Source organism: Nonomuraea sp. NPDC026600 (genome assembly GCF_040638335.1).
In the GTDB taxonomy this organism is placed as follows: domain Bacteria; phylum Actinomycetota; class Actinomycetes; order Streptosporangiales; family Streptosporangiaceae; genus Nonomuraea.
Genome location: NZ_JBEZYD010000021.1, coordinates 70321 through 92512 on the forward strand (window position 1 = coordinate 70321; position 22192 = coordinate 92512).

Genomic DNA, 22192 nt, shown 5'->3' on the forward strand with positions numbered 1-22192 from the left:
GATGAGGTTCAAATAGGAAGCAGTACCATGGGACGCCGTGGACAAAGCTCTGGTGGATGCCGCGCTGGCGGCCGCCGCGCAACTCGGCAAGGACGTGGCCGAAGTGCCGCTCAGCACGATCGCCGCGGCCGCGGGCATCTCCCGCAGCACCCTGCTCCGGCGGCTCGGCGGCTCCCGGGCCCGGCTGGACGAGGCGGTACGGCAAGCCGGAGTCGATCCCGGCGGCCGGCCGCCGGTCCGCGAGCGGGCGATCGAGGCGGCGGCCGTGCTGATCACCCGCGACGGGCTCGGCGCGGTCACGATGGATGCCGTCGCGGCGGCCGCGCAGTGTTCGCCGACCAGCCTGCACGCCGTCTTCGGCGGCCGGGACGGCCTGCTCGCGTGCATGTTCGACCGGTACGTCCCGGTGCCTAGCCTGGAGGCGCTGGCCGCCGATCCTCCGCAGCGGATCGAGGAGACCGTCCACGCCGTCTACGGCGCGCTGGTCGAGGCGTTCTCGCGGGAGCCACGGGTGCTACCGGCCATCTTCGGCGACCTGTTCAGCCGTCCCGACGGTACGGCCGCCCGGATGCTGAAGGCCAACCTGCCGAGGATGTTCGCCAGCCTCAGTGCCCTGCTGACCTCGCAGATCCAGGCCGGCCGACTGCGGCCGATCCCGCTGCCGTTGCTCGTTCAGCTGATGATCGGCCCGCTCGCCGGGCACATGCTGCTCCGCCCCGCGCTGCGGGAGGCGCTGGGCGACGACGTGCTGCCTCCGGTGGGGGAGGTATCGCGGACGTTCGCCGAAGCATTCCTCCGCGCTGCCGCCCTGTGAGGCCGAGGGTTAAACCGCCGGCACTCAGGTGTGCCACTTTTGCGGAGAATATCTTGATGAAGTAGCGTGACCTGCGTGACTGCCGGGTCGGCCTTGGGCCACGCACCAGAGAGCAGCCCGGCTGACGCTTGATCGCCGGGCGGGCCCGTGGCCCGCCGTCTTCTTCTCCATTCAGTACGGCACAGCCAGAACCACCAATGGAGAAGAGTGGATTTCAACAAGCAGGTCATCGACGAGTTCCGTGCCAACAACGGCCAAGTCAGTAACTATTTCGAGGGAGCGAGGCTGCTCCTGCTCACCACCACCGGCGCCCGCTCGGGCAAGCCACACACGACCCCGCTCGCCTACCTGCCCGACGGCGCCGAGGGCATGCTGGTCATCGCCTCCGCCGGGGGAGCGCCGAACAACCCGGCCTGGTACCACAATCTGAAGGCCAGCCCGCGCGCCACCGTCGAGACCGGCGTCCTCATCTTCGATGTCGAGGCGGAGGTCCTGGAGGGCACCGAACGTGACGCGGCGTTCGCCCGCGCGGCGGAAGGCGACCCCGGCTGGGCCGACTACCAGGCCAAGACGACGCGCACCATCCCGGTCGTCGCACTGCGCGTGACCGGTCCGCCCCGGGACAGCGCACCGTCGGTCGGTGCGTACCTCAAGCTGGTGCACGACGGCTTCCGCCGCGAACTCGCGCTGATCCGCAAGGAGCTGTCCGATTCAGGGCGGCCAGGCCTGGGCGTACAGCTGAGGATCAACTGCCTGACCGTCTGCCAGGGGCTGCACCATCACCACACGGGCGAGGACACCATGATGTTCCCCGGCCTGGCCGAGCAGCATCCCTCGCTCGCTCCGACCCTGGAGCGGCTGGCCAAGGAGCACGAGCGCATCACCGTACTCCTGGAAGAGCTGAAGCAGGTCCTTTCCGGTGGGGATCCGCTGAAGGTACGGGCCGAGATCGAACGGCTCGTCGATGAGCTCGAAGCGCACCTGACGTACGAGGAGGAGCAACTGATCCCGGTTCTCGACCTCGCCTGAAGTCCGAGGAGCTTGAGTCACGTCGCATTGGATCCTGGGCGCACGTCTTGATGTTGTTCGGCTGAGCGGGAGCGTCGATGCGCTTTGACCCGTTCGCGGGTTGCGCAGCGGCGTGAGCAGTAGTGGCGTTCCGGACCGCTGCCATGGGAGATGAAGACGTTCTGGCAGTCGGGTGATGCGCAGATCCGGCCGGGCGGGCGTTGGTGGTCCCAGAGGAGGACCGTCAGTGCCATGCAGGACGAGGCCAGGAGCCATTCTTCCCAGGGGGCGTCGTCCTCATGATCGAGGTGTGGGTGCCACGGGGTGCTGCCGCCGTGTGAGGTGAGGCGGAGCGGTCCGGTGTGCTCCCGTAGGAGGTGGTTGAGGGTGGTGGCGGCGTCGGCGGCGCTGTCGGCGGCGAAGACCTCCCGCAGTTGAGCGGCGGCTGTGCGCATCGCGGCGACATCGCGGGGGGTCAGGTCGATGGGGTCCATCTCGCCGTATGCGCGGAGTACCTCGGCGACGGTGCTGGGGTCGGCGCGGTCGTCGGCGACGGCGTTGATGAGGGCGGCGGTGCGTCGCGCCGTGGTCAGCACGGAGTGCCGGGTGGACCAGTCGTCGGCGATGGAGGACATTCACGAAATGTAACGCATATTGCGGTGTTTTGCGTTACTTCCGTAACGTCTCCCGGGTGAAAAGACTGAGGCCCTATCTCGCCGGCGCTGTGGCAGCTCGTGCCGGGGATGAAATGTCGGGACCGGCGCTGATGCTGGCGGGATTCGCCCTTGCCGGATCGACCACGGAAGCCTCGTCGCTGCTCGCGGGTATCACGGTCGCCGCGGCAGTCGGCGGCCCTGTGCTGGGTGTGCTCCTCGACAGAGCGGCGCGACCAGGTCGTCTGCTGGCCGGCGCGCTCGTGCTCTACGCTGCGGGCCTGGGGATGATCCTGCTGGGGCTCGGTCACCTTCCGATCGCCGTGAACGTCCTGATCGCGGTGTTCACCGGGCTGCTGGGGCCTGCGCTGTCGGGTGGCTGGACGGCTCAGTTGCCTCGAGTGGTGTCGCGCGCCGAACTGCCCCGGGCGAACGCACTCGATGCGATGACCTTCAGCATGGCGAGCCTGGCCGGACCGGCTCTCGCCGGCGGCGTCGCCGAGCTGCTGGGGGCGCCGATGGCTGTGACGGTCTCCGTGGTGCTCATCGGCATGGCAGTGGCCGCCGCGTGGACGCTGCCCGCGCGTTCCGGTTCAGCGCGAGAGTCGCAGACGAACTCGATGATCGGCGACCTCGCCGCCGGAGCGCGGGTCATCGTCAGAAGCGCGGGTCTGACCCGAGCGACACTTACCTCGGTCATCTCCTGCATTGCCCAAGGAATGCTGACGGCCTGTATCCCGCTCCTCGGCGAACGTGTTCTCGGTGGTGCCGGTCGCGGCGCGCTGCTGCTTTCGTGTGCGGCCATCTCCGCCTTGGCGGCCAATGCGGTGCTCGCTCGGGTGCCTCGTTCCGTCAGCCCCGACACGATCATCTGGGTCAGTGCCCTGACCCAGGCCGCCGCGTTGGCCCTGGCCGCGATGGATCAACCAGCCGTACTCATCGTCGCCATGCTCCTTGCCGGAATCGGTCAAGGGCCCCAGCTCACCGCCTTGTTCGCGGTGCGCCACCGGGAGGTCCCGGAAAACCTGCGCGGCCAGATCTTCACCACCGGCGCCAGCCTGAAGATCACCGGCTTCGCCCTGGGGGCGGCCACCGCGGGGCCGATCGCCACCTGGTCACTTCCCGGTGCCCTGGCGTTGGCGGCCACTCTGGCGGTCCTCGCGGCACTCGCCTTCTGGATCGTCCCGCCGGGCCGCCAACCCTCTGACGCGAGCGCAACCCCCCGCTGACCCGCAGATTTCGACGGCGCCGATCAGCTTTCGCTGTCGCAGGTCGGTTTCAGAGGACCCCGTGTCGTGGAGAACGCGGTAGGGCACCGCCGACCAGACCTTGCCCTGCCACACGTGGCGGCGCACCACTGTCGATCCTGCGTCGAAGCGCTTGAACGTGTCGATCGTCATGCGCTCGATCCTGCATCACCTGGCAGTGACCGCGGCTCCGAAAGCACCGTCCCCAGCGGGCGACTTGCCGGGTATTGCTCTGGGTCAACACGCCAATCGGAAGCCGATTGCGTAGAGCGGTCTTTCCAGCCAGCCGTGGCGGCGCCGGGTTCTGGCCAGGTCTCCGTATCTCGTGAAGCTTCCGCCGCGGGCGATGCGGTATTGGGGGGCCGCTGTCTTCAAGTCGTCCCGTACCACGTTGCCGCCGGGGTACGGGCGGTACAGGTCTGACACGTACTCCTCGACATTGCCCCCCATGTCGTCCACGCCGAACGGTGACCTGCCGTGGGGGAAGACGCCGACCGGAGTGGTGTCGAGAACGCCGCCTTCGATCGTGTTGAGCCGGGTCGGGTCGAAGTCGTCGCCCCACGGGAACTCCCGGCCGTCGTACCCGGCGGCGGCGTACTCCCATTCGGCCTCGGTGGGCAGGCGGAACGCGCGGCCGGTCCGATGCGCGAGCCATGTCGCGTACGCGTCGGCAGCCGCCGGTGGCACCGTCCACACCGGATGGTTGGCGTGGTGGTGTGGATACGTCCCGAAGCGCCAGGACGTCGGCAGCCAGCGGGCTCCGGTGTCCACCAGGAATTCACGGTATTCCTGGTTGGTGACGGGAAACCGGGCCAGCCGGAACGCGGCAACGTACGTCTCATGGTCCGGGCACTCCTTCTCGATCCACTCGGCCCGGACTCCGACCCGCTGCCACGTGTCCACAACGGCGCCGACCCGCTCTGGTGGCAACCCGAGGCGCACCCGGCCGTCCGGGATGTCGATCATGAGCGGTTCGAACGTGCTGATTCTGGGGTCACCTACCAGCCCGAGGATCGTCGCTGCGGCAACGCGCCGTGGCAACGGGAGCTTACGGTCGTGCGCGATGCCGACGAGCGCCGCCGGTGCCGCGCCGACCAGGTCGGCATTGGCCGTGAACAGGTCAGCGGGCAGTCCGTCGACGAACCGGCCCGGTAGGCCCATGGCGTCGCGATCGGTCATGTGGTTGGGATTGCGCACCAGATCCGCCGTCACGGTGTGGGCACCTCGTAGACGGCGCCGTCATAGGAACTGGCCAGGAAGACGTCCCGCTTGGTGTCGTAGGCCATGGAGGATATCCCCGACGCGGTCGGACGGACGGTCACGGGCCATGTGTCCGTCTGCCGGTCGTACACCGCGATCGAACCGTCGTAGCTGCCGGTCGCGACGAACCGCCCGGTCACGTCGGCGGACACGCACTTGATCGAGTGGCGATGCGGGGTGTTCACCACTGTGACGGTGCGGTCGGCGTCCCAGATCCGCAGCATGAGATCCCTGCTGATACTGACGAACCTGGATCCGCCCAGATGGACACAGCCGTTGGCGATCTTGTCGTGCGCTCTGGGCTGACGGTGGATCAGTTCGAGAGTGGCGACCGAATGCCAGGCGGCGCTGCCGTCGGCGCACACCGAGAAGATCACGTCGTCGGACGCGGCCACTCCCTTGATCGCGTTGGCGTGCATCGGGAACGTGCTGACCTGCTCGGCCCAGCCCTCGGTGCCGGTGCGCAGCAGGATGCCCTCGCCCGTGTAGGCGCCGATCAACACGTACTCCGCTCCATCGCGGTGGAGGATCGTGGCGGTGTTCAGCGGTGAGTGATGCTGGTGGAGCCGACGCCCGCTGAGAGCGTCGAAGACCGTGCCGAGCTGCCCGCCGGTGATGACGACGCTGGTTGCCGGCATGAGGAAGTTGCACAGGCTGCCGGGGCGGGACTGCTCGTCGTGGACCCCGCCGAGCGTCCGCCAGACGATGCCGGCATCGCCGACCGAGAGCACCGCGTCCCCGTGGGCGCACGCCGCGTTGAGGCCGTAGGTGGTCGGTACGTCCTCGTCGAGCCACCGGTGTTCCTGGTAGTCGTAGGTGCGGTACGACGCGCCGAAGGTGCCGAACACCAGGCGCGACGAGCCGGTGAACGCGGCGGACCGCGGCCACACATCAGTGGGGAGGTCGGCGGTGCTCAGGCGCGTCAGATCTCCGGTGCCACCGATCCGCCACAGCGCCATCGTACGGTCGTAACTCAGGCTGGCCAGCAGCCCGAGCTCGGTGTTGAGCACCAGTCGTTTCACGCCCGCCTTGTGCGCGCTGGTCACCGTCCGCGTGCCGTTGCTGACCATCAGGATCTCGCCGGAGTCGTTGCCGGCGAAAATGATCTCGTCCTCACCGACCACGATCGTGTCGGTTTCCACCCCACCGAGATCGATGTCGTCCACAAGTCCCGCCTGAGCCATGGACCACCGCTTGACGGTGCCGTCGTCGCTGGACGTCACCAACCCGTCGCCGTCGCGGGCCCATTCGACGGAGATCACGTCAGCGGTGTGGCCGGCGAACCGGTGCTGGAGGCGGCCGTCGAAGTCGAATACCCGCACGAGGCTGTCCCGGGACGCGGTCGCGACCAGTTGCCTGGTCGGATGGAACACCGCCATCTCCACGTCGTCGTCGTGGTCGCCGAGCACCGCGGTCAGCCGAAGGTCGGGTACGGACCAGAGCCGGGCGCTGTAGTCGCTGGACGACGTGACCAGGCGGGTGCCGTCCGGGCTGAACGAGCACTGATTGACCAGATGGTCATGGAACGCTCGGCTGATCGGCGTGCGCTGCGGCAGCTCCCACAGCACGATCTGGTTGTCGTAGCCCGCGGTGGCGATCATCTGGTCCTGGAACGCCGCGATTCCACTGATAGGTGCAGTGTGCGTGATCACGCGTTTCTCCTGAGGTTTTCATCGAGATCGATCAGATGTCCGGCGTGCCGGATCTTGGTGCGGAGGTACTCGCGGTTCGCCTCGGTCACGAATGCCGTGGTCGGTGTGACGACGCGAACCGTGATGCCGTTGGCGGCCAGCTGTGCCGCTTTGTCGGGGCTGTTCGAGAGCAAGCGGATCTCGCTCACGCCGATGGCCGTCAGCATCTGCGCCGCGACGCCGAAGTTGCGCAGGTCGTCAGGGAAGCCGAGCTTCCGGTTGGCCTCGTACGTGTCATAGCCGAGTTCCTGGAGCCGGTAGGCGTCGATCTTGTTGTACAGCCCGATGCCACGCCCTTCCTGACGCAGGTAAAGGATGATGCCGCCGGCCGAGCGCATGAGGTCGATCGAATGGTGCAGCTGTGGTCCGCAGTCGCACCTGGCTGAGCCGAACACGTCCCCGGTCAGGCATTCGGAGTGCAGTCGTACAAGTGGCGAGTCCTGGGCGGCCGGGTTGCCGAACAGGACCGCGAGGTGCTCCAACCCGTCGACCAGCCCGCTGAAGGTGACCATGGTGGTGGCGAGCGCCGCGTTCTCCGTTGCCGCCAGCGGGACCAGGACGCTGCTCCGCACTGCTACCCGTTCGCCTGCGTCAGGGGCTGTCTCGCGCCACATGAGACGGGTGCGGTGCAACCACACGGCCGCCGCCAGGCCGATCACACCCAGCAGCGCGAACGTCGGCTGAGCGCCGATCGCGGCGACGCCGACCGGGACGAGCAACGGTCCGACGAACGCCGGAATGCCCCCCAAGAGCCGGAGGATCCCACTGACCCGGCCGATGCCCGCCTGAGGCACATGCTTGACGATCATCATCTCCAGCGAGGCGGCGAGCATCCCGTTCACCGCCGTCAGCAGCACCATGGCCATGATGAGGGCGGCCAGAACCGGCACCGCCATCGCGAACAGCGCGACGGTGAGCCCGGCCGCGCCCGCGATCAGGGTCGGGTACAGCCGGAACTCGCGCCGCTGAGACAGGGCGAGCGAGCCGGCCAGACCGCCGACCGCGCAGCCGGTCATGATCAGTCCGACCTTGTCGGCCGGGATCTCCCATCGGTCCTGGAGGATGAACAGCGCCAGCGTCATCGTGCCGGACGACCCGATGAACACCAGCGGGAACTTGATCACCGTGGCGATCATGACCGCGCGGTCGGCGCGGAAGATCCGCCAGCCGTCCATCAGATCCGCGCCGAGAGCCCGCGCCCCGGCCGGCGCCTGCCGCGCCACTCGCGGAGGCTTGATCCTCATGGCCCACACGAGGATGGGCACCACACAGGTCGCGACGTTGAACCACAGCAGCCCCAGGTAGCCGACCACCGGCAGCAGGAGTCCGACCAGCAGCGGACCGATCACCAGAGTGGCGAGGAACAGGCTCTTCAGCGTTCCCCGCGACCGGACAGGGCACTCCGGGAACATGGTCGGCACGCCGGCCATCCAGCCGGCGCGGTACGCGGCACCGGCGAGTTGGATGATGCCGCCCAGGACGAACAGCAGGACGATCGGCGCGCCGTCGGCGAGCGCGAACACGTTGAGTGCCGATGCGGCCATGATCTGAACCACCAGACCCGGCACGACCAGCACCCGCGGACCCCACCGGTCGACCACGACGCCGAACAACGGCCCGAGCAGCAAGCCGATCGGGACCAACGCGGCCAGCAGCGACATCAGCACCACTGAGCCGGTCAGGTCGAACGCCAGCAGCGGCAGCGCCGCGGTGTAGACGCCCTCTCCGACGTTGTTGACGGTGTTGCCGGTGGCGAACATGACGAACCGCCGGTACCGCCAGGGTGACGGCTCCTGGCCTGCCTGGCGGGTGCCCGGCGGGCTCACAGCGCGTCAGCCCGTTCGGCGTCCAGTGATCGCAGTACGACCTCGCTGACCCCGGACCGAGGCAGGTACACGTCCTTGACCTTGGCGAAGGTGCCCTTGCTCGGGCCCATGTCGAGCCGATACAGCCCGAGGTAGCCGCCGCGCCCGCCGACGATCACCAAAGGCCGGCCGTCCGCGGTCCGCAGGCCCGCCAGCCCCTTGGGGAAGTCGGCGAGATCTTCGACGAGCCCGACGATCTCCCCGGTGAGGTAGTCGTAGGCGGCCATCTGCATGCCGTAGCAGACGGCGACCATGAGGTTGTCGACGAGCAGGCCGTTCTCGACGGTGTTGTCCAGCAGCTCGTACCACTGCCGCGCGATCTTCCGCGCCTCGAACGGGATCTCCTTGATGCCCCAGCCACCGCTCACGTACAGGGCCGTGTCCGTTGCCCACATCCGCTTCGGGTAGTAGTCGCTGCCCATGTCGAGGCCCCACCGGATCTCGTGCGAGTCCGCCGCGTGCACCCGGATCCGTCCGTCCCGGCTGGCCAGGACCCGCTCACCGCTGCTGAGGTAGGTGCAGGCCCAGCCGAGTGTGCCCTCGACCTCGATCCGGTCCACCTGATCGCCGGAGGCGAGGTCGAACTCCAGCCCGCCCGTGTTGCTCGCCACCAATAGCCGGTGGTGATCGGGGGAGACGGCGAGGGCGTGCCCGAACGCCGGGAGGTCGCGCACCCAGCGTTGCCGGCCGTCCGCGTCGGCCACGTACACCTTCCGGTCCCAGGTGACCGCGGCGAAGCCGTGCGGAAGAGCGACGACCCGGCGGGTGAAGCCGAACCCGGCGACGTGATGCGCGACGACGTCGAGAGTGAGGTCGCCCGCGGTCTCGGTGAAGTCGACGACCGTCACCCCGTCGTCGGTCGCGACGTAGAGCCGCTCGGTCCGCTCCAGCGAGTGCTGGATGTCCCAGACGCACTGGCGCCGGAAGTCGGCCCTGGCCAGGAAGGCGCCGTCCCGGTCGACCTTGACCAGCTCGCCGTCCTGAGACAGCAGGTAAACCGACCCGTCGGCGCCGACCGTCGCGTCGACGAGCTGGTGGGTGAAGCCGGACACGGTCGCGATGATCCGGGCCTCCGGCTCGGTGTTGTCGAAGATCTGCAACTCACCGTCGAACCCGCCGGCGTACGCCCGGTCGTAGTCCGGCGAGAACGTCAGCATCTCAACGTCATTGCGGGCGAACGTAATGTTCTGCAGCTCCGCTCCGTCCAGTCCGAGCAGCATCACGCCGTTGGCGATGCCGTCGCCGGCGCCCGTACCGCGGTCCTGGATCGCCCAGAAGCGATCGTGCCGGACGTCGTACCGGATTCGGTGCACGTTGCTGCTGTCCAACTGCAGTGCGGTCGGGAAATCGAGGGTGGCCAGCGAGCCGATGTACACCCGGCCCGTCTTGTCCGACGCGGCGTGCACGGTCGGGTGCTCGGCGCAGATCCAGTCGAGCGGGTCGTCCCCGCTGAACGATTCGACGACCCGCTCGACCTTGAACGTCTCAAGGTCGATGATCGCCAGCTGCCGGAAGCCGTTGTTGACGTACACCCTGCCGTCGAACACGGCGATACCGCGGCTGGCGGTCTGCGACGGTTGTTCATCCTCGAGCAGCGGGTCGGGATCGCGGTAGGCCGCGGCGGGCAGGACGTCGAGGACGTCGAGAGTGCCGAGGTCCCACCGGCTGATGTTGCCGAGCTTGTCCTTCCCGATGATCCAGCGGTCGGCGACCGCCAGCGTCAGGAGCGGACGGCCGCTGGTCTGGGTCGAGTCACCCACAACGGGTGACGAACGTACGATGTTGAGGTCTTCGTCGAAGAGATGGACCCTGCCGACGAGATCGCTCACGACCAACCCGACACCATCGACGTACAGCACCCGCACGAGTCGATTGGTGATCTCCATTTGTGGCGCTTCCTTTCGCTTCTAAGCAGATCTCGCTTCCACGCGGATCCGATCCACGATGTCGTTCGCTGAGGGGAGTTCCGCGCCGGCCCAGCCACGGCCGGGCCGGCGCGGAACCGGAGTGTTAGTTGATCGGACGAGCGAACCTGCGAACCGGCTTGCGGAACATGAGCCCTCACCTCCTCCCAGCTCGTGGTGCGGGGGTCTGGTTCGCCAGGAGCAGCGGCGAACATGTCCTGGTCCCGCTGTTCGCGGTGACGGGTCCGAACAGGGCCGAGATCCACCCATCGACCTCTGCGACGACATCTGGATGGCTGATCTCGCCCGCGTCGTCAAGATGGTCGTCCGCGTCGAAAGCCAGCGCGAGGTCGGGGTTCAGCACGCGCGCGCCACAATGAACCAACGTCTCGCGCAGTCGCGTCAAAGCCAGCCGCCCGCCATGACCCCCGGGTGCCACACTCGCGATGCCGAAGACCTTGTCCGTGAGTACGCTGCGGCGGTATGGCCGGGACAGCCAATCGAGCGCGTTCTTGAGCACCCCCGACGGACCGCCGTTGTACTCCGGTGTGCTGACCACGACCACATCCACCGCGGCCACGGCCTTTTTGGCGGCACGCACCATCGCCGGCACTCCGGCGATCTCCACATCGCTGTCGTACGGCGGGAAATCCCGCAGTCCAAGGGTCGACACTTGGAGGCCCCGCTGTTCGATGAGCGTCCCCGCGGTGCGGATCATGGCTGAATTGAATGACCCCTGGCGAAGGCTCCCCGAAATCAACATGACGCGAAACTCAGACATGAAAGCCCCCGGCGAATTGCGCGGATCCCCCCGCGACGCAGTCCTGCCCTTAAGGCGTTCCGCTCCGTTCCATCCCTGTTCCGGGTGAATAACCGCTGGGGAAATGGAGGCGGATGTGAGCCGAGTTCTTTCAGCCCAGCCACCAGGCCCAGGCTCGGCCACCTGAAGGACGGGCGGTCCTGGCCACGGTGGTCGGGACGGCGACCGTCGTCCGTCTGGGGACGCGATCGGCTTGAGCAGTTCGAGGCCGCTCCGCGCCTGGCAGATCAGGCAGCGCTGTGGGCGGGGCGTCCGAGTCCTACGGAAGTGCCGCGAGCATTCGCTCCCCCGCCGCCCGCAGGTGGGCGGTCATCGCGTCCGCCGCGGCCGGGCCGTCGCCCGCCACGACTGCCCGCACGATGGCTTCGTGCTCGTCCCGGGTGAGCTCGGCGGCGCCTTCCCGGGCGTAGAAGATCCGGAAAGCGCGCGAACGGACGAACAACCGCTCCAGCGTTTCGGCCACGACCAGGTTCCCGGACATCTCGGCGAGTTTGCCGTGCAGCAGCTCGTCGGCCTTGGCCAGCAGGGTGAGATCGCCGCCGGGCACGTCGACCTGCCGGCGCAGGAACGACCTGTCCTCCGTGCGGAACTCCTGGGCGGCGCGGGCGGCCGTGGGAGGTTCGAGCAGCAGCCTGCACTCGTACAGGTCGGAGATCGTCTTGCCGTTGGGCAGGTCAGCGGCGACGAAGCCGCGGTAGGGATGCTTGCTGACCAGGCCGTCGGCCTCCAGCCGCCCCAGGGCCTGGCGGATCGGCGTGTTGGAGATCTTCAGCTGTGTCGCCAGAGCGTCGATCTTGACCCGGCTGCCATGCGGGATGTGACCGCTGAGCAGCATTTCCCGCAACACGTCGTACACGTCGTCGGCCAGCACCTGCCGCCGGGGGAGCGCCGGTGCCGGCGCGGGGGTGTCGGTCATCCAAGCCTCCTGTGTTCACAACATAGCGGCAAATGGGGGTTGACGTCTTCGTAACGTGCATGCAACATCTGACTGAAGACATCGTACACGATTTTTCCGAGGCAGCTGTGATCAGATTTCGCATCCCCTTAACGGCGTGCCTCGCAGGCGCCCTGCTCGTCGCATGTTCGTCCAACGCGCCCACCGCCGTCAGCGGGGCCATCACCGAGGACCGCGACGCGACGTTGCTGGTGTGGAGTGACCCCACCCGGCTGGCCGGGTTCGAGCAGTTCAAGAAGACGCACCCGAACCTGAAGACGAAGGTCGAGACCTACGACGGGCAAAGCCTGCTGACGAAGATTCAGCTGTTCAACCGCACCGGCAAGGGCTGGCCGGACGTCATCTTCGCGGGGCAGCCCAACGTGGTCTCGCAGTTCGCCGGGAAGCTGAACTACGCGCAGCCCCTCGACTCGCTGGTGTCACAGCAGATCCGTAAGGGCTTCGGTACGGCCAACGCGCCCTGTGAGGTCGGCGGCAAGCTGTACTGCCTGCGCAACGACCTGGCCCAGACCGTGCTGTGGTACAACAAGCCGCTCATGGAGCGCTTCGGCTACCAGCTCCCCAAGACCTGGAGCGACTACCGGGCGTTGGGTGAGCGAGTGGCCAAGGAGCACCCCGGGTACGTCATCGGCAGCGCGGGCAGCTTCTTCACCTACTACGACTACTTCTGGTCCAGCGGCTGCCCGATCCAGCAGGTGACCGGGCCGGACAAAGCGCACATCGACCTGAAGGATGCCAAGTGCACCCGGGTCGCGGACGTACTCGACCCCCTGATCAAGAACGGCTCGGTCACCAAGGCGGGGCTCTTCGACCCGGAGATGGCCAAGCTGGGCAAAGAGGGCAAGGTCCTCATGCTGCCCGGTGCCTCCTGGCTCGGCGACTATCTGTTCAAGCCCAAGGAACTGTTCGCCACGCCCAACGGGCAGATCGCCGCGGCGGCGTACCCGTCGTGGGACGGCGAGACGACCAACTGGTCCGGCAGCGCGGGCGGCGGCGTTTACCTGGTCTCGCGCCACTCCAAGAACATGAAGGGCGCCGCCGAGATCATCCAGTGGATGACCACCGACGCCGGCTACCAGAAGGGCGCGCCGACCTACCCTGCCTACGGCCCCTCGGCTGACGCGTGGGCCAAGCGGCTGGCCGGTGACCCGTTCTACGCCGCCGACCCGTTCCCGGTGATGCGGGAGCAGGCGGCCAAGGTCAACCCGGTACAGCAGCCCACCCGCTACGACGTCGAGGGGGCGTTCACCCAGACGGTGGTCCCGGCGATCCGCTCCGGCGGCACCGTCGCGGCCAGTCTGGACGCGCTGCAGACCGAGCTGGTGAACCTGGCGAAGGCCCAGGGCTATGACGTCGGGTAAGTTGTTCGGCTGGCTGTGCGTGGCCCCGTATCTGGTCCTGCTCGCGGTTTTCGGGATCGGCCCCGTTCTGTATGCCCTCTACGAGTCCTTGAGCGACCCCCGTGCCTACGTACACGCGGTCGCCGACTTCCGCTTCCTGCCCGCGGTCGGCAACGTGTCGCTGTTCATGGCGCTGTACCTGCCGGTCATGGTGATCGGCGTGCTGCTGCTGGCGCTGTTCGTCCAGGAGCAGCGTCCCCTGTACGGCACGGCGCTGCGCCTGGTCTACATGCTGCCGGGCGCGGTCACCGGCTCGGCCAGCGTGCTGCTCTGGTACGTCATGCTTCAGCCCGCGCTCAGCCCCTTCGCCCCACTGCTGCACGGCCTGGGCATGCGGACCGGCAACGACGTGCTGAAACCGTCGTACCTGGTGGTGATCTTCGCGTTGATGGCCTTCGCCACCGGGTTCGGCCAATGGGTGGTCATCATGTACGGCGCCCTGCAGGGAGTGCCGCGCGACGTGCTGGAGGCGTCCAGGATGGACGGCTGCTCCTGGTGGCAGACAGCCGTGCGGATCAAGTTGCCGCTGATCTCCAAGTACGTGGTCTACATGGTCATCCTGGCCTTCACCGCCGGCCTGCAGATCTTCATCGAGCCGCAACTGCTGTACGGCGTCGCCTTCACCGGCTCCAAGTCGTGGTCGCTGAACCAGCTCGGCCTGCTGTTCGCCTTCGACAACGGAGACTTCGCCGCGGCCGCCGCGCTCTGCCTGATGCTGCTGGCCGTCTGCACCGTTGCCGCCTGCTTCCTGGTGTTCAAGGCCAGGTTCTTCGAGACGGAGATCGACCGATGACCGCACGGCTCGGCGGGGCGTGGGTCTGGCGGATGTCCGTGTCCGTCGTCCTCGGCCTGGTGGCCCTGGCCTGCGCGCTGCCGCTGGTGTGGCTGGTGCTGGCGCCGACCAAGTCCGACGCCCAGATCACCGGCGGGCATCCGTTGTCCTTCGGCTCGCTCGGCGGCTACCTGTCCGCCTGGCGGAACCTGGCCACCTTCAACGACGGCGTCATCTACCAGTGGATCGTCAACTCGGCGCTCTACACCGGCGGCGCGGTGCTGCTGTCGGTGACCACCTCCCTGCTGGCCGGGTACGCGCTGGCGGCGACGAGGATCGCCGGGCGGCGAGTCATCCTCATCGCCACGCTGCTGGCGATGATCGTGCCACCGGCCGCGCTCGTGCTCCCGCTCTTCCTGGAGGTGAACGCGGTCCAGCTCGCCGGCACCGTCTGGTCAGTGATCCTGCCCGCCAGTCTGTACCCGTTCGGGGTCTACCTCGCCTTCATCTACTTCTCCACCATGCTGCCGCGCGAGGTGCTGGAGGCGGCCAGGATCGACGGCTGCTCGGAGGCCGCGCTGTTCGGCAGGGTCGCCCTGCCGCTGGGCAAGCCGCTGATCGCGCTGCTGACCTTCTTCGCCTTCATCGGCAACTGGAACAACTACTTCCTGCCGTTCGTGATGCTCGGCGATGACGAGACCTTCAACCTCCCAGTCGGGCTCGGCGTGCTCATCTCCGGCTCACCGGCGCTCAATCCGGCACTGGGGGGCAGCGATCTCCCCATCCATCGGCCGGAAGCAGCGATCACAGGTGTGCTCACCGTGGTGCCCGTGGCGCTCGTCTTCCTGTTCGCCCAGCGCTACCTGGTGCGCGGGCTGCTCGACGGCGCCGTCAAGAACTGAACCCCAACGGAGTGAATGTGAAGATCACTGCTATCGACGTCGTCCTGTGCGCGCAGCCCGCCGTCACGCCCGTCTTCCGCTGGCGCGACGGCCTGCCGGGGTCCGAGCCCGCGCACACCGGCGGCTGGCTCGTGCTGTCCACCGACGACGGGTACACCGGCTACGCCTACTGCCAGCGCGGCGTCATCCTGGCCGACATCGCCGACCGGCGGTTGCGCTCCGAACTGCTGGGCGCCGACCCGCTGCGGCGCGAATGGCTGTGGCACCGCGTCTGGGAACTGGACCGCATCGAGGAGATGCCGCTCTACATTCACGGTCTGGTGGATGTGGCGCTGTGGGACATCGCGGGCAAGGCGGCCGGGCTGCCGGTGCACGAACTGCTCGGTGGGTACCGCTCCGCCATCCCCGCGTACGCCTCCACCGCGACCTTCGCCACCATCAGCGAGTACCTGGATGTCGCCGACCAGTGCCTGGAACTGGGCTATCCGGCCATCAAGCTGCACGCCTGGGGGGACGTCGACCGCGACATCGCCCTGTGCGCGGCCCTGCGCGAGCACGTCGGGGACTCGGTGCCGCTGATGTACGACGGATCCGCCGGGTTCGACCTGCTCGACTCGATCAAGCTGGGCAGAGTCCTGTCGGAGGCGAGATACCTCTGGTACGAGGAGCCGATGCGCGAGTTCAGCGCGACCGCCTACCAGCGCCTGGCCGAGAAGGTGGACGTGCCGCTGATCGTCGCCGAGACCAGCGACGGCGCCCACATGAACACCGCCGACTTCATCGCCAACGGCTCCGCCACCGCGGTACGCACCAGCGCGGGCCTGCGTGGCGGCATCACCGGGGCCATGCGCATCGCGCACCTGGCCGACGCCTACCGGATGCGCGCCGAGGTCCACGGCGGCGGCATCGTGCACACCCACCTGTGCATGGCCATCCCGAACACCACCTACTACGAGTCGTTCGTCCCCGCCAACCCCGTCACCAGGGAGGAAGCGGTCGACGCCGACGGGCTCGTCCACGCGGGAACCGCGCCTGGCATCGGCTACGAGGCCGAATGGGAGCGCACGTCCGTACCGGCTGGGCTGGAACCCTACGCCTCCTGAAACCCCCCAACAAAGGAGATTATCGACATGAGCGACAAACGGAGCACCGGCCCGAGCAGACGTGCCGTCCTGGCGACCGCCGCCGCGCTACCCCTGATCGCGGCGGCGGCGGCGCCCGCCCAGGCGAAGGCCAAGGGCTGGTCGTGGAAGCTGCTGACCGACGGCGCCGACGTGTGGCAGCGCAACTACTGGAAGGGCGGGGAGCAGTTCGACTTCCGGCTCGGTGGTGGCGGCTCTGTCCCGCAGATGCGGCACTGCCCGACCGGCTACCGGCCGCTGCTCTCGCCCACCTACGAGGGCGAAGAGACCGACCGGGTCATGCAGGCCGTCCTGTGGGGCCTGAACGTCGAAGCCGCGACCAACGTCCTCGACCGGCGCTGGAACGTCAACCAGGCGGGCACCCGTCCCGGCGCCTACCAGCGCACGGTGCGCGTCGAGCGGACCAACTCCGCCACCACCGACGTGTGGACCATCGCCGACAGGCAGTGGTACGCCGAACTCGTCGCCGACTTCGCGGGATCGGACGCCGTCCCACAGCTCACCCGCTACACCAGGCTGTCCAGCGGCGCGCTGGAGATCCGCCGCGTCATCCGGCTGCCCAAGGTCGTCAACGCCGGGGCGACGGTCGCCAACGTCGAGTTCTACCTGGAGAACTGGCTGCCGTTCCTGCGCTCCGCCGACGCCTTCACCGCCCTGGCCCTGCGGCTCGACGCCAACGGCGACCCGAGCGAGTGGTATCGGGCAGGCGAGAACATCCCCTATTACCCGTGGACGCCGACCGGCGGCACCAGCGGCTACGCCATGGTCTACAAGGAGGGCGCGCACAGGACCACGCCCAACGTGGCCGTGGTCTTCTCCAAGAACCCGGGCACGAAGTACGCCACCTCGGCCGTCTTCGAGAACGTGCGCAACTCGATGGACTGGGACACCGGCATCGGCATCCTGCCCGGCGCCCACATCATCGGTGGGGAAGCGAACAGCATCCTGGACTACACGATCCGGATCGCGCCCAACGGCGGCACCAGCGCCGGCCTGGTCACCAACCTCAACGCACAGGTCGCCGCGATCCGGCCACCCGCTCTGTACGGCCCGGCGTACGCGCTGTCCGGCGAACTGGGCACCATCGCGGCGCGACTACGCGGCTACCTGATCTCCGCCGAGGGAACGCGAACCAACCACCTCGCCCCGCTCCTTGCCTGAAGCGGCTGATCGACACTCCTCATCCCCGGCACCGGGATTCCAGTCGATCCCGATGCCGGAGATGACGGTCTCACTTGAGCGCACCCAGGGTGATGCCGCTCGTGACGTAGCGCTGGAAGATCAGGAAGAGGATGACGATCGGGAACGTCGCGATGACAAGACCGGCGAAGAAGGCCCCCTGGTCGCTGACGAACTGGCCCTGGAAGGAGAGCAGGCCGACCGAGAGCGTGCGGTCCTGCGGGCGGGACAGCAGGACGACTCCGAACTGGACCTCGCTCCACACGAAGATGAGTCCGAGCATCGTGACCGAGACGAAACCGCCCTTGCTGATGGGCAGGACCACGCGGAGCAGCGCGGCCAACTCCCCGTAACCGTCGATCTTGGCTGCTTCGAGCAGTTCCCTCGGTACGGCGGCGAACACCGACCGCATGATGAGGGCGATGGTGGGCGTCATGAACGCCGCATAGACCAGCGAGATGCCCGGCACGCTGTTGAGCATCTGATACCTGCCCAGCAGCTCGAACGTCGGGATCAGCGCGACGACCAGCGGGACGCTCAGGGCGAGGACCATGACGCGGCTGACCGCGTTCGACAGGCCCCTGGTCGCGCGGGCCAGGCCGTAGCCGGCGAGACTGCCGCAGGTCACGCCGACGGCCAGGCTGCAGAGCGCCACCAGCAGGCTGTTGATGATGTACGTCGACAGCGGCGCGCCACCGACCACGCCCCGCCAGGCGTCGGCGTAGTTCGACAGCACCCACTCGCCGCCCAGCCCCAACGGGTGGGCGTAGATGTCGCTGGTCGAGTGCAGCGACAGCAGCAGCATCGACACGAACGGCACGACCGTGATCGCCGTCCAGATCAGCAGGAGGGTATAGCCGACGTACCAGAGCGGGCCGTGCCGCCAGACCGATCGTCGTCGTACGGCCGGCCGCTGCGCCTTCATCGCGCGTCCAAGGTCTGCTGACGGAAGATCCGCATGACCATGACCCCGATGACGGCGACGATCAGCGTCGTGATGACCGCGGTGGCCGAGCCGTAGCCGTAGTCCTGGTCGACGAAGGACTGTTTGTAGACCAGCACCGGGAGGATGCTCGTGGAGTTGCCTGGACCGCCTCGGGTCATCGCGTAGATGATGCCGAAGGCGTTGAACGAGAACACCGAGGTCAACGTCGTGATCGTGCCCAGCATCGGTACGATGTTCGGCAAGGTGATCCGGAACAGCCGGCCGGCCGCTCCGACGCCGTCGAGCGTGGCCGCCTCGTGCACCTCCTCGGGGATGGCTTCCATCGCGCCCAGCAGGATCAGCATCGCGTACCCGGTCTGCGTCCACACCGCTACGAAGATCGCCGCGTACAGTGCCGTCGAGGACGACGCCAGCCAGGCGTGATCGTCGCCGAGCCCGATCAGGCCGAGCAGGGAGTTCACCACACCGGTCGTGGGCTGGAAGGCGTTCGACCAGAAGATGCCGGCGATGCTGACCGGGATGATCACCGGCAGGAACCAGACGACCTTGAAGATCCGGGCGCCGGGGACCTTCCGGCTGATCGCGTTGGCCAGGAGACAGCCGAAGGTCACCGTGAACACCACGGTCCCGATGAAGAACTGCAGGCTGGTCCCGATGGACTCCCAGACCAGCGCATCGTGCAGCAGCCGCCGGTAGTTGTCCAGGCCGTGGTAGGCGACCGCGCCGACGCCGTCCCACGTACCGAGGCTGATGCGCACGGATCCGGCGATCGGGTAGGCGACGAGCACGAGCAGCAGCACCAAGGCCGGGAGCAGCACCGCGATCGGAAAGATCCGTGCCCTCCGGCGCGGCGGCCGCCGGGTGGCGGCCATCGCCAGAACGACTTTGTCGGCTGTCATCAGTCGGACGCCCCGGACACCTTGCCGGACTGCAGATCCTCCAGCGCGGACTGGAACTGCTGCGCCGCCTCCTGCGGGGTCAGCTTGCCGGCCACGAGCTTCTGCAGCACCGGCACCGAGAACGCCTGCCCGAGGGTGGACGGCACGGTGGAGTCCCAGATGTTGACCAATCCGACGGACTGCGACAGCTCGAACTGCTGCTGCACCAGGTCGCCGAGATTCGACAGGCTCGATGCGGGGATCGAGCTGAACACCGGGAGCGAACCGGTGGCGGCGACGACGCTGACCTGGTACTTGTCGGTCATGAAGAACTGAAGGAACTTCTTGGCCAGATCCGGGTTCGCCGCCTTGACCGGGACCACCAGGGTGTCACCGTTGAAGGCGTCGAACGGCGTCTTCCGGCCCGGGGTGAGCGGGGGCAGCAGGAACCAACCCATCTCGAATGCCGGCTTGGCCTCCTTCAGGCTCGCGTAGCTGTAGTTGCCGCCCTGCAGCATCGCGAGTTTTCCGCTGGTGAACAACCCCTGGGCCTGGTCGGTGTCCATGCCGAGCATCCCGTTCTGGTAGATGCCCTTCTTCTGCCAGTCCTGGATCGTCTGGAGCACCTTCACGAAGCCGGGGTCGGTGTACTTGACGTTCGTGGGGGATCCGGGCTTGAAGTTGGTGAGCATGGCGGCGTAGTCGTCGGCCGACACCGCGGTGGGCAGTAGCGCGTCCAGCGTGTGCCCCAGGTCGTACGGGCTCGAACCGCCCACGCCGAATCCCTCGTAACCGGCGGCCTTGACCTTGGCCACCATGGACTCGAAGTCGGCGACGGAGGCGACCTGGTGGTCGGGCGGGTCGGTGACGCCGGCCTTCGCGAAGGCCGCCTTGTTGTAGTAGACGGGGTTGATCAGCAGTTGCTCGTAGAGGACGCCGTGGTGCTGCCCGTTGGTCGTGTAGTAGTCGACCTGGCTCTTGGAGTACTTGTCCGCCAGGCCGGCGGCCTTCCAGACGTCGTCCAGCGGGGTCAGCTGCTTGTTCTTCAGCAGTGCCGACCAGACACCCGTGCTGCGCTGGAGGTAGCCGATGTCCGGGGTGCCGGACGAGCTGAGCAGTGCCACATTGGGGCCGCGGGAGCTGCCGGAGTCGACGCCCTCGAAGGTGACCACCGTGCCCGGATTGGCCTTCTCGAAGTCCTTGCCGACCTGCTGCATGGCGCTGGCCAGCGGTCCGGTGGGGATCTGGATCCGCAGCGTCTTGCCGTCGCCGCCGCCTGGTCCGGTGCCGGTGCCGCAGGCGACGACGGCGGCCGCGAGCAGGACGCCGGCGAGGGCTGGCCTGGCCGCTCTGAGAGTTCTAGAGAGTCGCACGGGATACGTCCTTCCAGGGGGCTGACAGCTCTATGGCGATCACGTCGATGAGGGCGCCGGTCGGTGGTGGCACGGTGATGAACAGTTCGCCGAGTGGCTCGTCGTCCGCGCCGTTCGCCTTGTGCACTTCCTCGTTGACGCTGTACTGCAGCGGTTGCTCGGTGCCGAGCAGGCGAACGCCGACGACCGAGCCGATGGGAACGTTCCTGACGACGAGCACGTCCTGTGGCCGCAGCAGCAGGTGGAGGTAGATGTTGTTGCCGCGCTGCGTGGCCGGGCCGTAGAAGTCGAGGCGTTCCGGCGCGGGCGCGGCTCCGACGATGCTCTCGCCGTGACTGGCGAGCCAGCTGCCGAGCTGCTTGAGCGTGGCGACCTCGGTCGGCACCAGCGACCCGTCACCCCGCGGCCCGATGTTCAGCAGGAGGTTGCCGCCTCGGGAGACGACCTCGCTCAGGTAGGAGGCGAGCAGCCGCGGGCTCTTGTAGTCGAGGTCGTCGGGGCGGTAGGCCCAGCTCTCACTCATCGTGAGACACAGCTCCCACGGTCCGCCCGGTGGCCGGCGCGGCATGCCCTGCTCGGGTGTCGCGTAGTCGCCCTGGCCCGGCAGCCGGTCATTGATGATCACGTCCGGCTGCAGGGATTTGATCAGCTCACGGAGCTCGGCGGCGTGCCATTCCGCCGCGGTGCGTTCCCACTCCCCGTCGAACCACAGCAGGTCGATCGTCCCGTACTCGGTGAGCAGTTCGGTGAGCTGTCCCTTGACGTAGTCGAGGTATCGCGCCCACTGCTCCGGCGAGGGCCGCCGGTGATGGTCCTGCGAGTAGGGACGATCGGCGTCGGTGAACGCCGGGTAGTCGGGATGGTTCCAGTCGAGCAGCGAGTAGTAGACGCCGACGCGCAGGCCCTCGGCGCGCAGCGCGTCGAAGAACTCCCGGGTGATGTCCCGCCCGTACGGCGATGCCGCGATGGAGAACTCGGACTGCCTCGTGTGGTACATCGAGTACCCGGCGTGATGGCGGACGGTGAAGACCACGTAGCGGGCACCCGCGTCGCGGGCGAGCCGCGCGACGCCTCGCGGATCCCAGCGTCGCGGGTCGAACGTGGCCGCGCTCGACTGGTACTGCGTGATGGTCAGGTCGGCTTCGGGTTCTGTCCGGCCCGGCAGGATCGAGTGGCCGACCAGCGGCCAGCCGATCTCCACGCCTTGCTGACTCGCTTGGTCCCAGTGCACGAACAGGCCGAAACCCGCGTCGCCGAACCAGTCGGGAAAGGTCACGAGCTCATCCTTCTGCGGGCGGGCTTGCCCAGATCGGATACGATACGATTTGCATGAGAATGCAGGGCGTTTCGGGCATGTGTCAACCACGAGTAGTGAATGTCCGG

At 67.8% G+C, this 22192-nt stretch carries 19 protein-coding genes; 8 read left to right on the forward strand and 11 right to left on the reverse strand.

The genetic code is table 11. The features are described from left to right. Positions 1 to 37 precede the first annotated feature (37 nt). On the forward strand, positions 38 to 814 hold the full coding sequence (locus AB0F17_RS37960) for a TetR family transcriptional regulator (RefSeq protein ID WP_358033007.1): 777 nt from the start codon (positions 38 to 40) through the stop codon (positions 812 to 814). A gap of 207 nt (positions 815 to 1021) precedes the next feature. Next, positions 1022 to 1843: a nitroreductase/quinone reductase family protein gene (locus AB0F17_RS37965; RefSeq protein ID WP_358033010.1), complete on the forward strand. Its 822-nt coding sequence runs from the start codon at positions 1022 to 1024 to the stop codon at positions 1841 to 1843. 17 nt (positions 1844 to 1860) lie between these two features. On the opposite strand, the gene AB0F17_RS37970 is transcribed toward AB0F17_RS37965, so the two are convergent. Continuing rightward, positions 1861 to 2457, reverse strand: a complete 597-nt coding sequence (locus AB0F17_RS37970; RefSeq protein WP_358033013.1) for a CGNR zinc finger domain-containing protein — start codon at positions 2455 to 2457, stop codon at positions 1861 to 1863. A gap of 29 nt (positions 2458 to 2486) precedes the next feature. Between AB0F17_RS37970 and AB0F17_RS37975 the strand changes: the two genes are divergently transcribed. Further along, a complete protein-coding gene (locus tag AB0F17_RS37975; RefSeq protein ID WP_358033015.1) occupies positions 2487 to 3704 on the forward strand; it encodes an MFS transporter in 1218 nt (405 codons plus the stop codon). A gap of 255 nt (positions 3705 to 3959) precedes the next feature. Here AB0F17_RS37975 and AB0F17_RS37980 read toward each other — a convergent pair whose 3' ends face one another. The 6 genes from AB0F17_RS37980 to AB0F17_RS38005 all read right to left on the reverse strand — a co-directional run bounded on the left by AB0F17_RS37980 (position 3960) and on the right by AB0F17_RS38005 (position 12178). Further along, a complete protein-coding gene (locus tag AB0F17_RS37980) occupies positions 3960 to 4934 on the reverse strand; it encodes an SUMF1/EgtB/PvdO family nonheme iron enzyme (protein WP_358033017.1) in 975 nt (324 codons plus the stop codon). Beyond that, complete coding sequence (locus AB0F17_RS37985; protein WP_358033020.1) at positions 4931 to 6634, reverse strand: WD40 repeat domain-containing protein; 1704 nt, start codon at positions 6632 to 6634, stop codon at positions 4931 to 4933. Before AB0F17_RS37985 ends, AB0F17_RS37980 begins: the two co-directional genes overlap by 4 nt. Beyond that, a complete protein-coding gene (gene ribA / locus AB0F17_RS37990; RefSeq protein WP_358033022.1) occupies positions 6631 to 8499 on the reverse strand; it encodes a GTP cyclohydrolase II RibA in 1869 nt (622 codons plus the stop codon). The genes AB0F17_RS37985 and ribA overlap by 4 nt, the downstream gene beginning before the upstream one ends. After that, entirely contained in the window at positions 8496 to 10424 is a 1929-nt protein-coding gene (locus AB0F17_RS37995; RefSeq protein ID WP_358033025.1) for a hypothetical protein, read from the reverse strand. The genes ribA and AB0F17_RS37995 overlap by 4 nt, the downstream gene beginning before the upstream one ends. A gap of 175 nt (positions 10425 to 10599) precedes the next feature. Beyond that, a complete protein-coding gene (locus AB0F17_RS38000; protein ID WP_358033028.1) occupies positions 10600 to 11223 on the reverse strand; it encodes an NADPH-dependent FMN reductase in 624 nt (207 codons plus the stop codon). Between the two features lie 298 nt (positions 11224 to 11521). After that, complete coding sequence (locus AB0F17_RS38005) at positions 11522 to 12178, reverse strand: GntR family transcriptional regulator (RefSeq protein ID WP_358033032.1); 657 nt, start codon at positions 12176 to 12178, stop codon at positions 11522 to 11524. 107 nt (positions 12179 to 12285) lie between these two features. Between AB0F17_RS38005 and AB0F17_RS38010 the strand changes: the two genes are divergently transcribed. Genes AB0F17_RS38010 through AB0F17_RS38030 form a run of 5 tightly spaced genes read left to right on the forward strand, consistent with a single transcriptional unit; the run spans position 12286 to position 17594 of the window. Then, positions 12286 to 13578, forward strand: coding sequence for an extracellular solute-binding protein (locus AB0F17_RS38010; RefSeq protein ID WP_358033035.1), 1293 nt, complete (start codon positions 12286 to 12288; stop codon positions 13576 to 13578). Then, positions 13565 to 14410, forward strand: a complete 846-nt coding sequence (locus tag AB0F17_RS38015; protein WP_358033037.1) for a sugar ABC transporter permease — start codon at positions 13565 to 13567, stop codon at positions 14408 to 14410. The genes AB0F17_RS38010 and AB0F17_RS38015 overlap by 14 nt, the downstream gene beginning before the upstream one ends. Further along, positions 14407 to 15291, forward strand: a complete 885-nt coding sequence (locus AB0F17_RS38020; RefSeq protein ID WP_358033041.1) for a carbohydrate ABC transporter permease — start codon at positions 14407 to 14409, stop codon at positions 15289 to 15291. Before AB0F17_RS38015 ends, AB0F17_RS38020 begins: the two co-directional genes overlap by 4 nt. Before the next feature lie 17 nt (positions 15292 to 15308). Continuing rightward, positions 15309 to 16394, forward strand: coding sequence for an enolase C-terminal domain-like protein (locus AB0F17_RS38025; protein WP_358033043.1), 1086 nt, complete (start codon positions 15309 to 15311; stop codon positions 16392 to 16394). Between the two features lie 27 nt (positions 16395 to 16421). After that, entirely contained in the window at positions 16422 to 17594 is a 1173-nt protein-coding gene (locus tag AB0F17_RS38030; RefSeq protein WP_358033046.1) for a hypothetical protein, read from the forward strand. 70 nt (positions 17595 to 17664) lie between these two features. Here AB0F17_RS38030 and AB0F17_RS38035 read toward each other — a convergent pair whose 3' ends face one another. From AB0F17_RS38035 to AB0F17_RS38050, 4 genes are read right to left on the reverse strand one after another with little or no spacing between them, the layout of a single operon-like run. Then, a complete protein-coding gene (locus AB0F17_RS38035; RefSeq protein WP_358033048.1) occupies positions 17665 to 18537 on the reverse strand; it encodes a carbohydrate ABC transporter permease in 873 nt (290 codons plus the stop codon). After that, positions 18534 to 19457, reverse strand: coding sequence for a sugar ABC transporter permease (locus tag AB0F17_RS38040; protein ID WP_358033051.1), 924 nt, complete (start codon positions 19455 to 19457; stop codon positions 18534 to 18536). Before AB0F17_RS38040 ends, AB0F17_RS38035 begins: the two co-directional genes overlap by 4 nt. After that, on the reverse strand, positions 19457 to 20809 hold the full coding sequence (locus tag AB0F17_RS38045; RefSeq protein ID WP_358033053.1) for an extracellular solute-binding protein: 1353 nt from the start codon (positions 20807 to 20809) through the stop codon (positions 19457 to 19459). The genes AB0F17_RS38040 and AB0F17_RS38045 overlap by 1 nt, the downstream gene beginning before the upstream one ends. Then, entirely contained in the window at positions 20796 to 22175 is a 1380-nt protein-coding gene (locus AB0F17_RS38050; RefSeq protein WP_358033055.1) for an alpha-L-fucosidase, read from the reverse strand. Before AB0F17_RS38050 ends, AB0F17_RS38045 begins: the two co-directional genes overlap by 14 nt. Positions 22176 to 22192 lie beyond the last annotated feature (17 nt).

What these genes read in the sequence shown, in the direction of transcription:
- AB0F17_RS38030 (WP_358033046.1), top strand. Translation starts at nt 16,422, where the DNA reads ATGAGCGACAAACGGAGCACCGGCCCGAGCAGACGTGCCGTCCTGGCG.
- AB0F17_RS38040 (WP_358033051.1), bottom strand. Translation starts at nt 19,457, where the DNA reads ATGACAGCCGACAAAGTCGTTCTGGCGATGGCCGCCACCCGGCGGCCG.
- AB0F17_RS38005 (WP_358033032.1), bottom strand. Translation starts at nt 12,178, where the DNA reads ATGACCGACACCCCCGCGCCGGCACCGGCGCTCCCCCGGCGGCAGGTG.
- AB0F17_RS37995 (WP_358033025.1), bottom strand. Translation starts at nt 10,424, where the DNA reads ATGGAGATCACCAATCGACTCGTGCGGGTGCTGTACGTCGATGGTGTC.
- AB0F17_RS37970 (WP_358033013.1), bottom strand. Translation starts at nt 2,457, where the DNA reads ATGTCCTCCATCGCCGACGACTGGTCCACCCGGCACTCCGTGCTGACC.
- AB0F17_RS38020 (WP_358033041.1), top strand. Translation starts at nt 14,407, where the DNA reads ATGACCGCACGGCTCGGCGGGGCGTGGGTCTGGCGGATGTCCGTGTCC.
- AB0F17_RS38015 (WP_358033037.1), top strand. Translation starts at nt 13,565, where the DNA reads ATGACGTCGGGTAAGTTGTTCGGCTGGCTGTGCGTGGCCCCGTATCTG.
- AB0F17_RS38000 (WP_358033028.1), bottom strand. Translation starts at nt 11,223, where the DNA reads ATGTCTGAGTTTCGCGTCATGTTGATTTCGGGGAGCCTTCGCCAGGGG.
- AB0F17_RS38035 (WP_358033048.1), bottom strand. Translation starts at nt 18,537, where the DNA reads ATGAAGGCGCAGCGGCCGGCCGTACGACGACGATCGGTCTGGCGGCAC.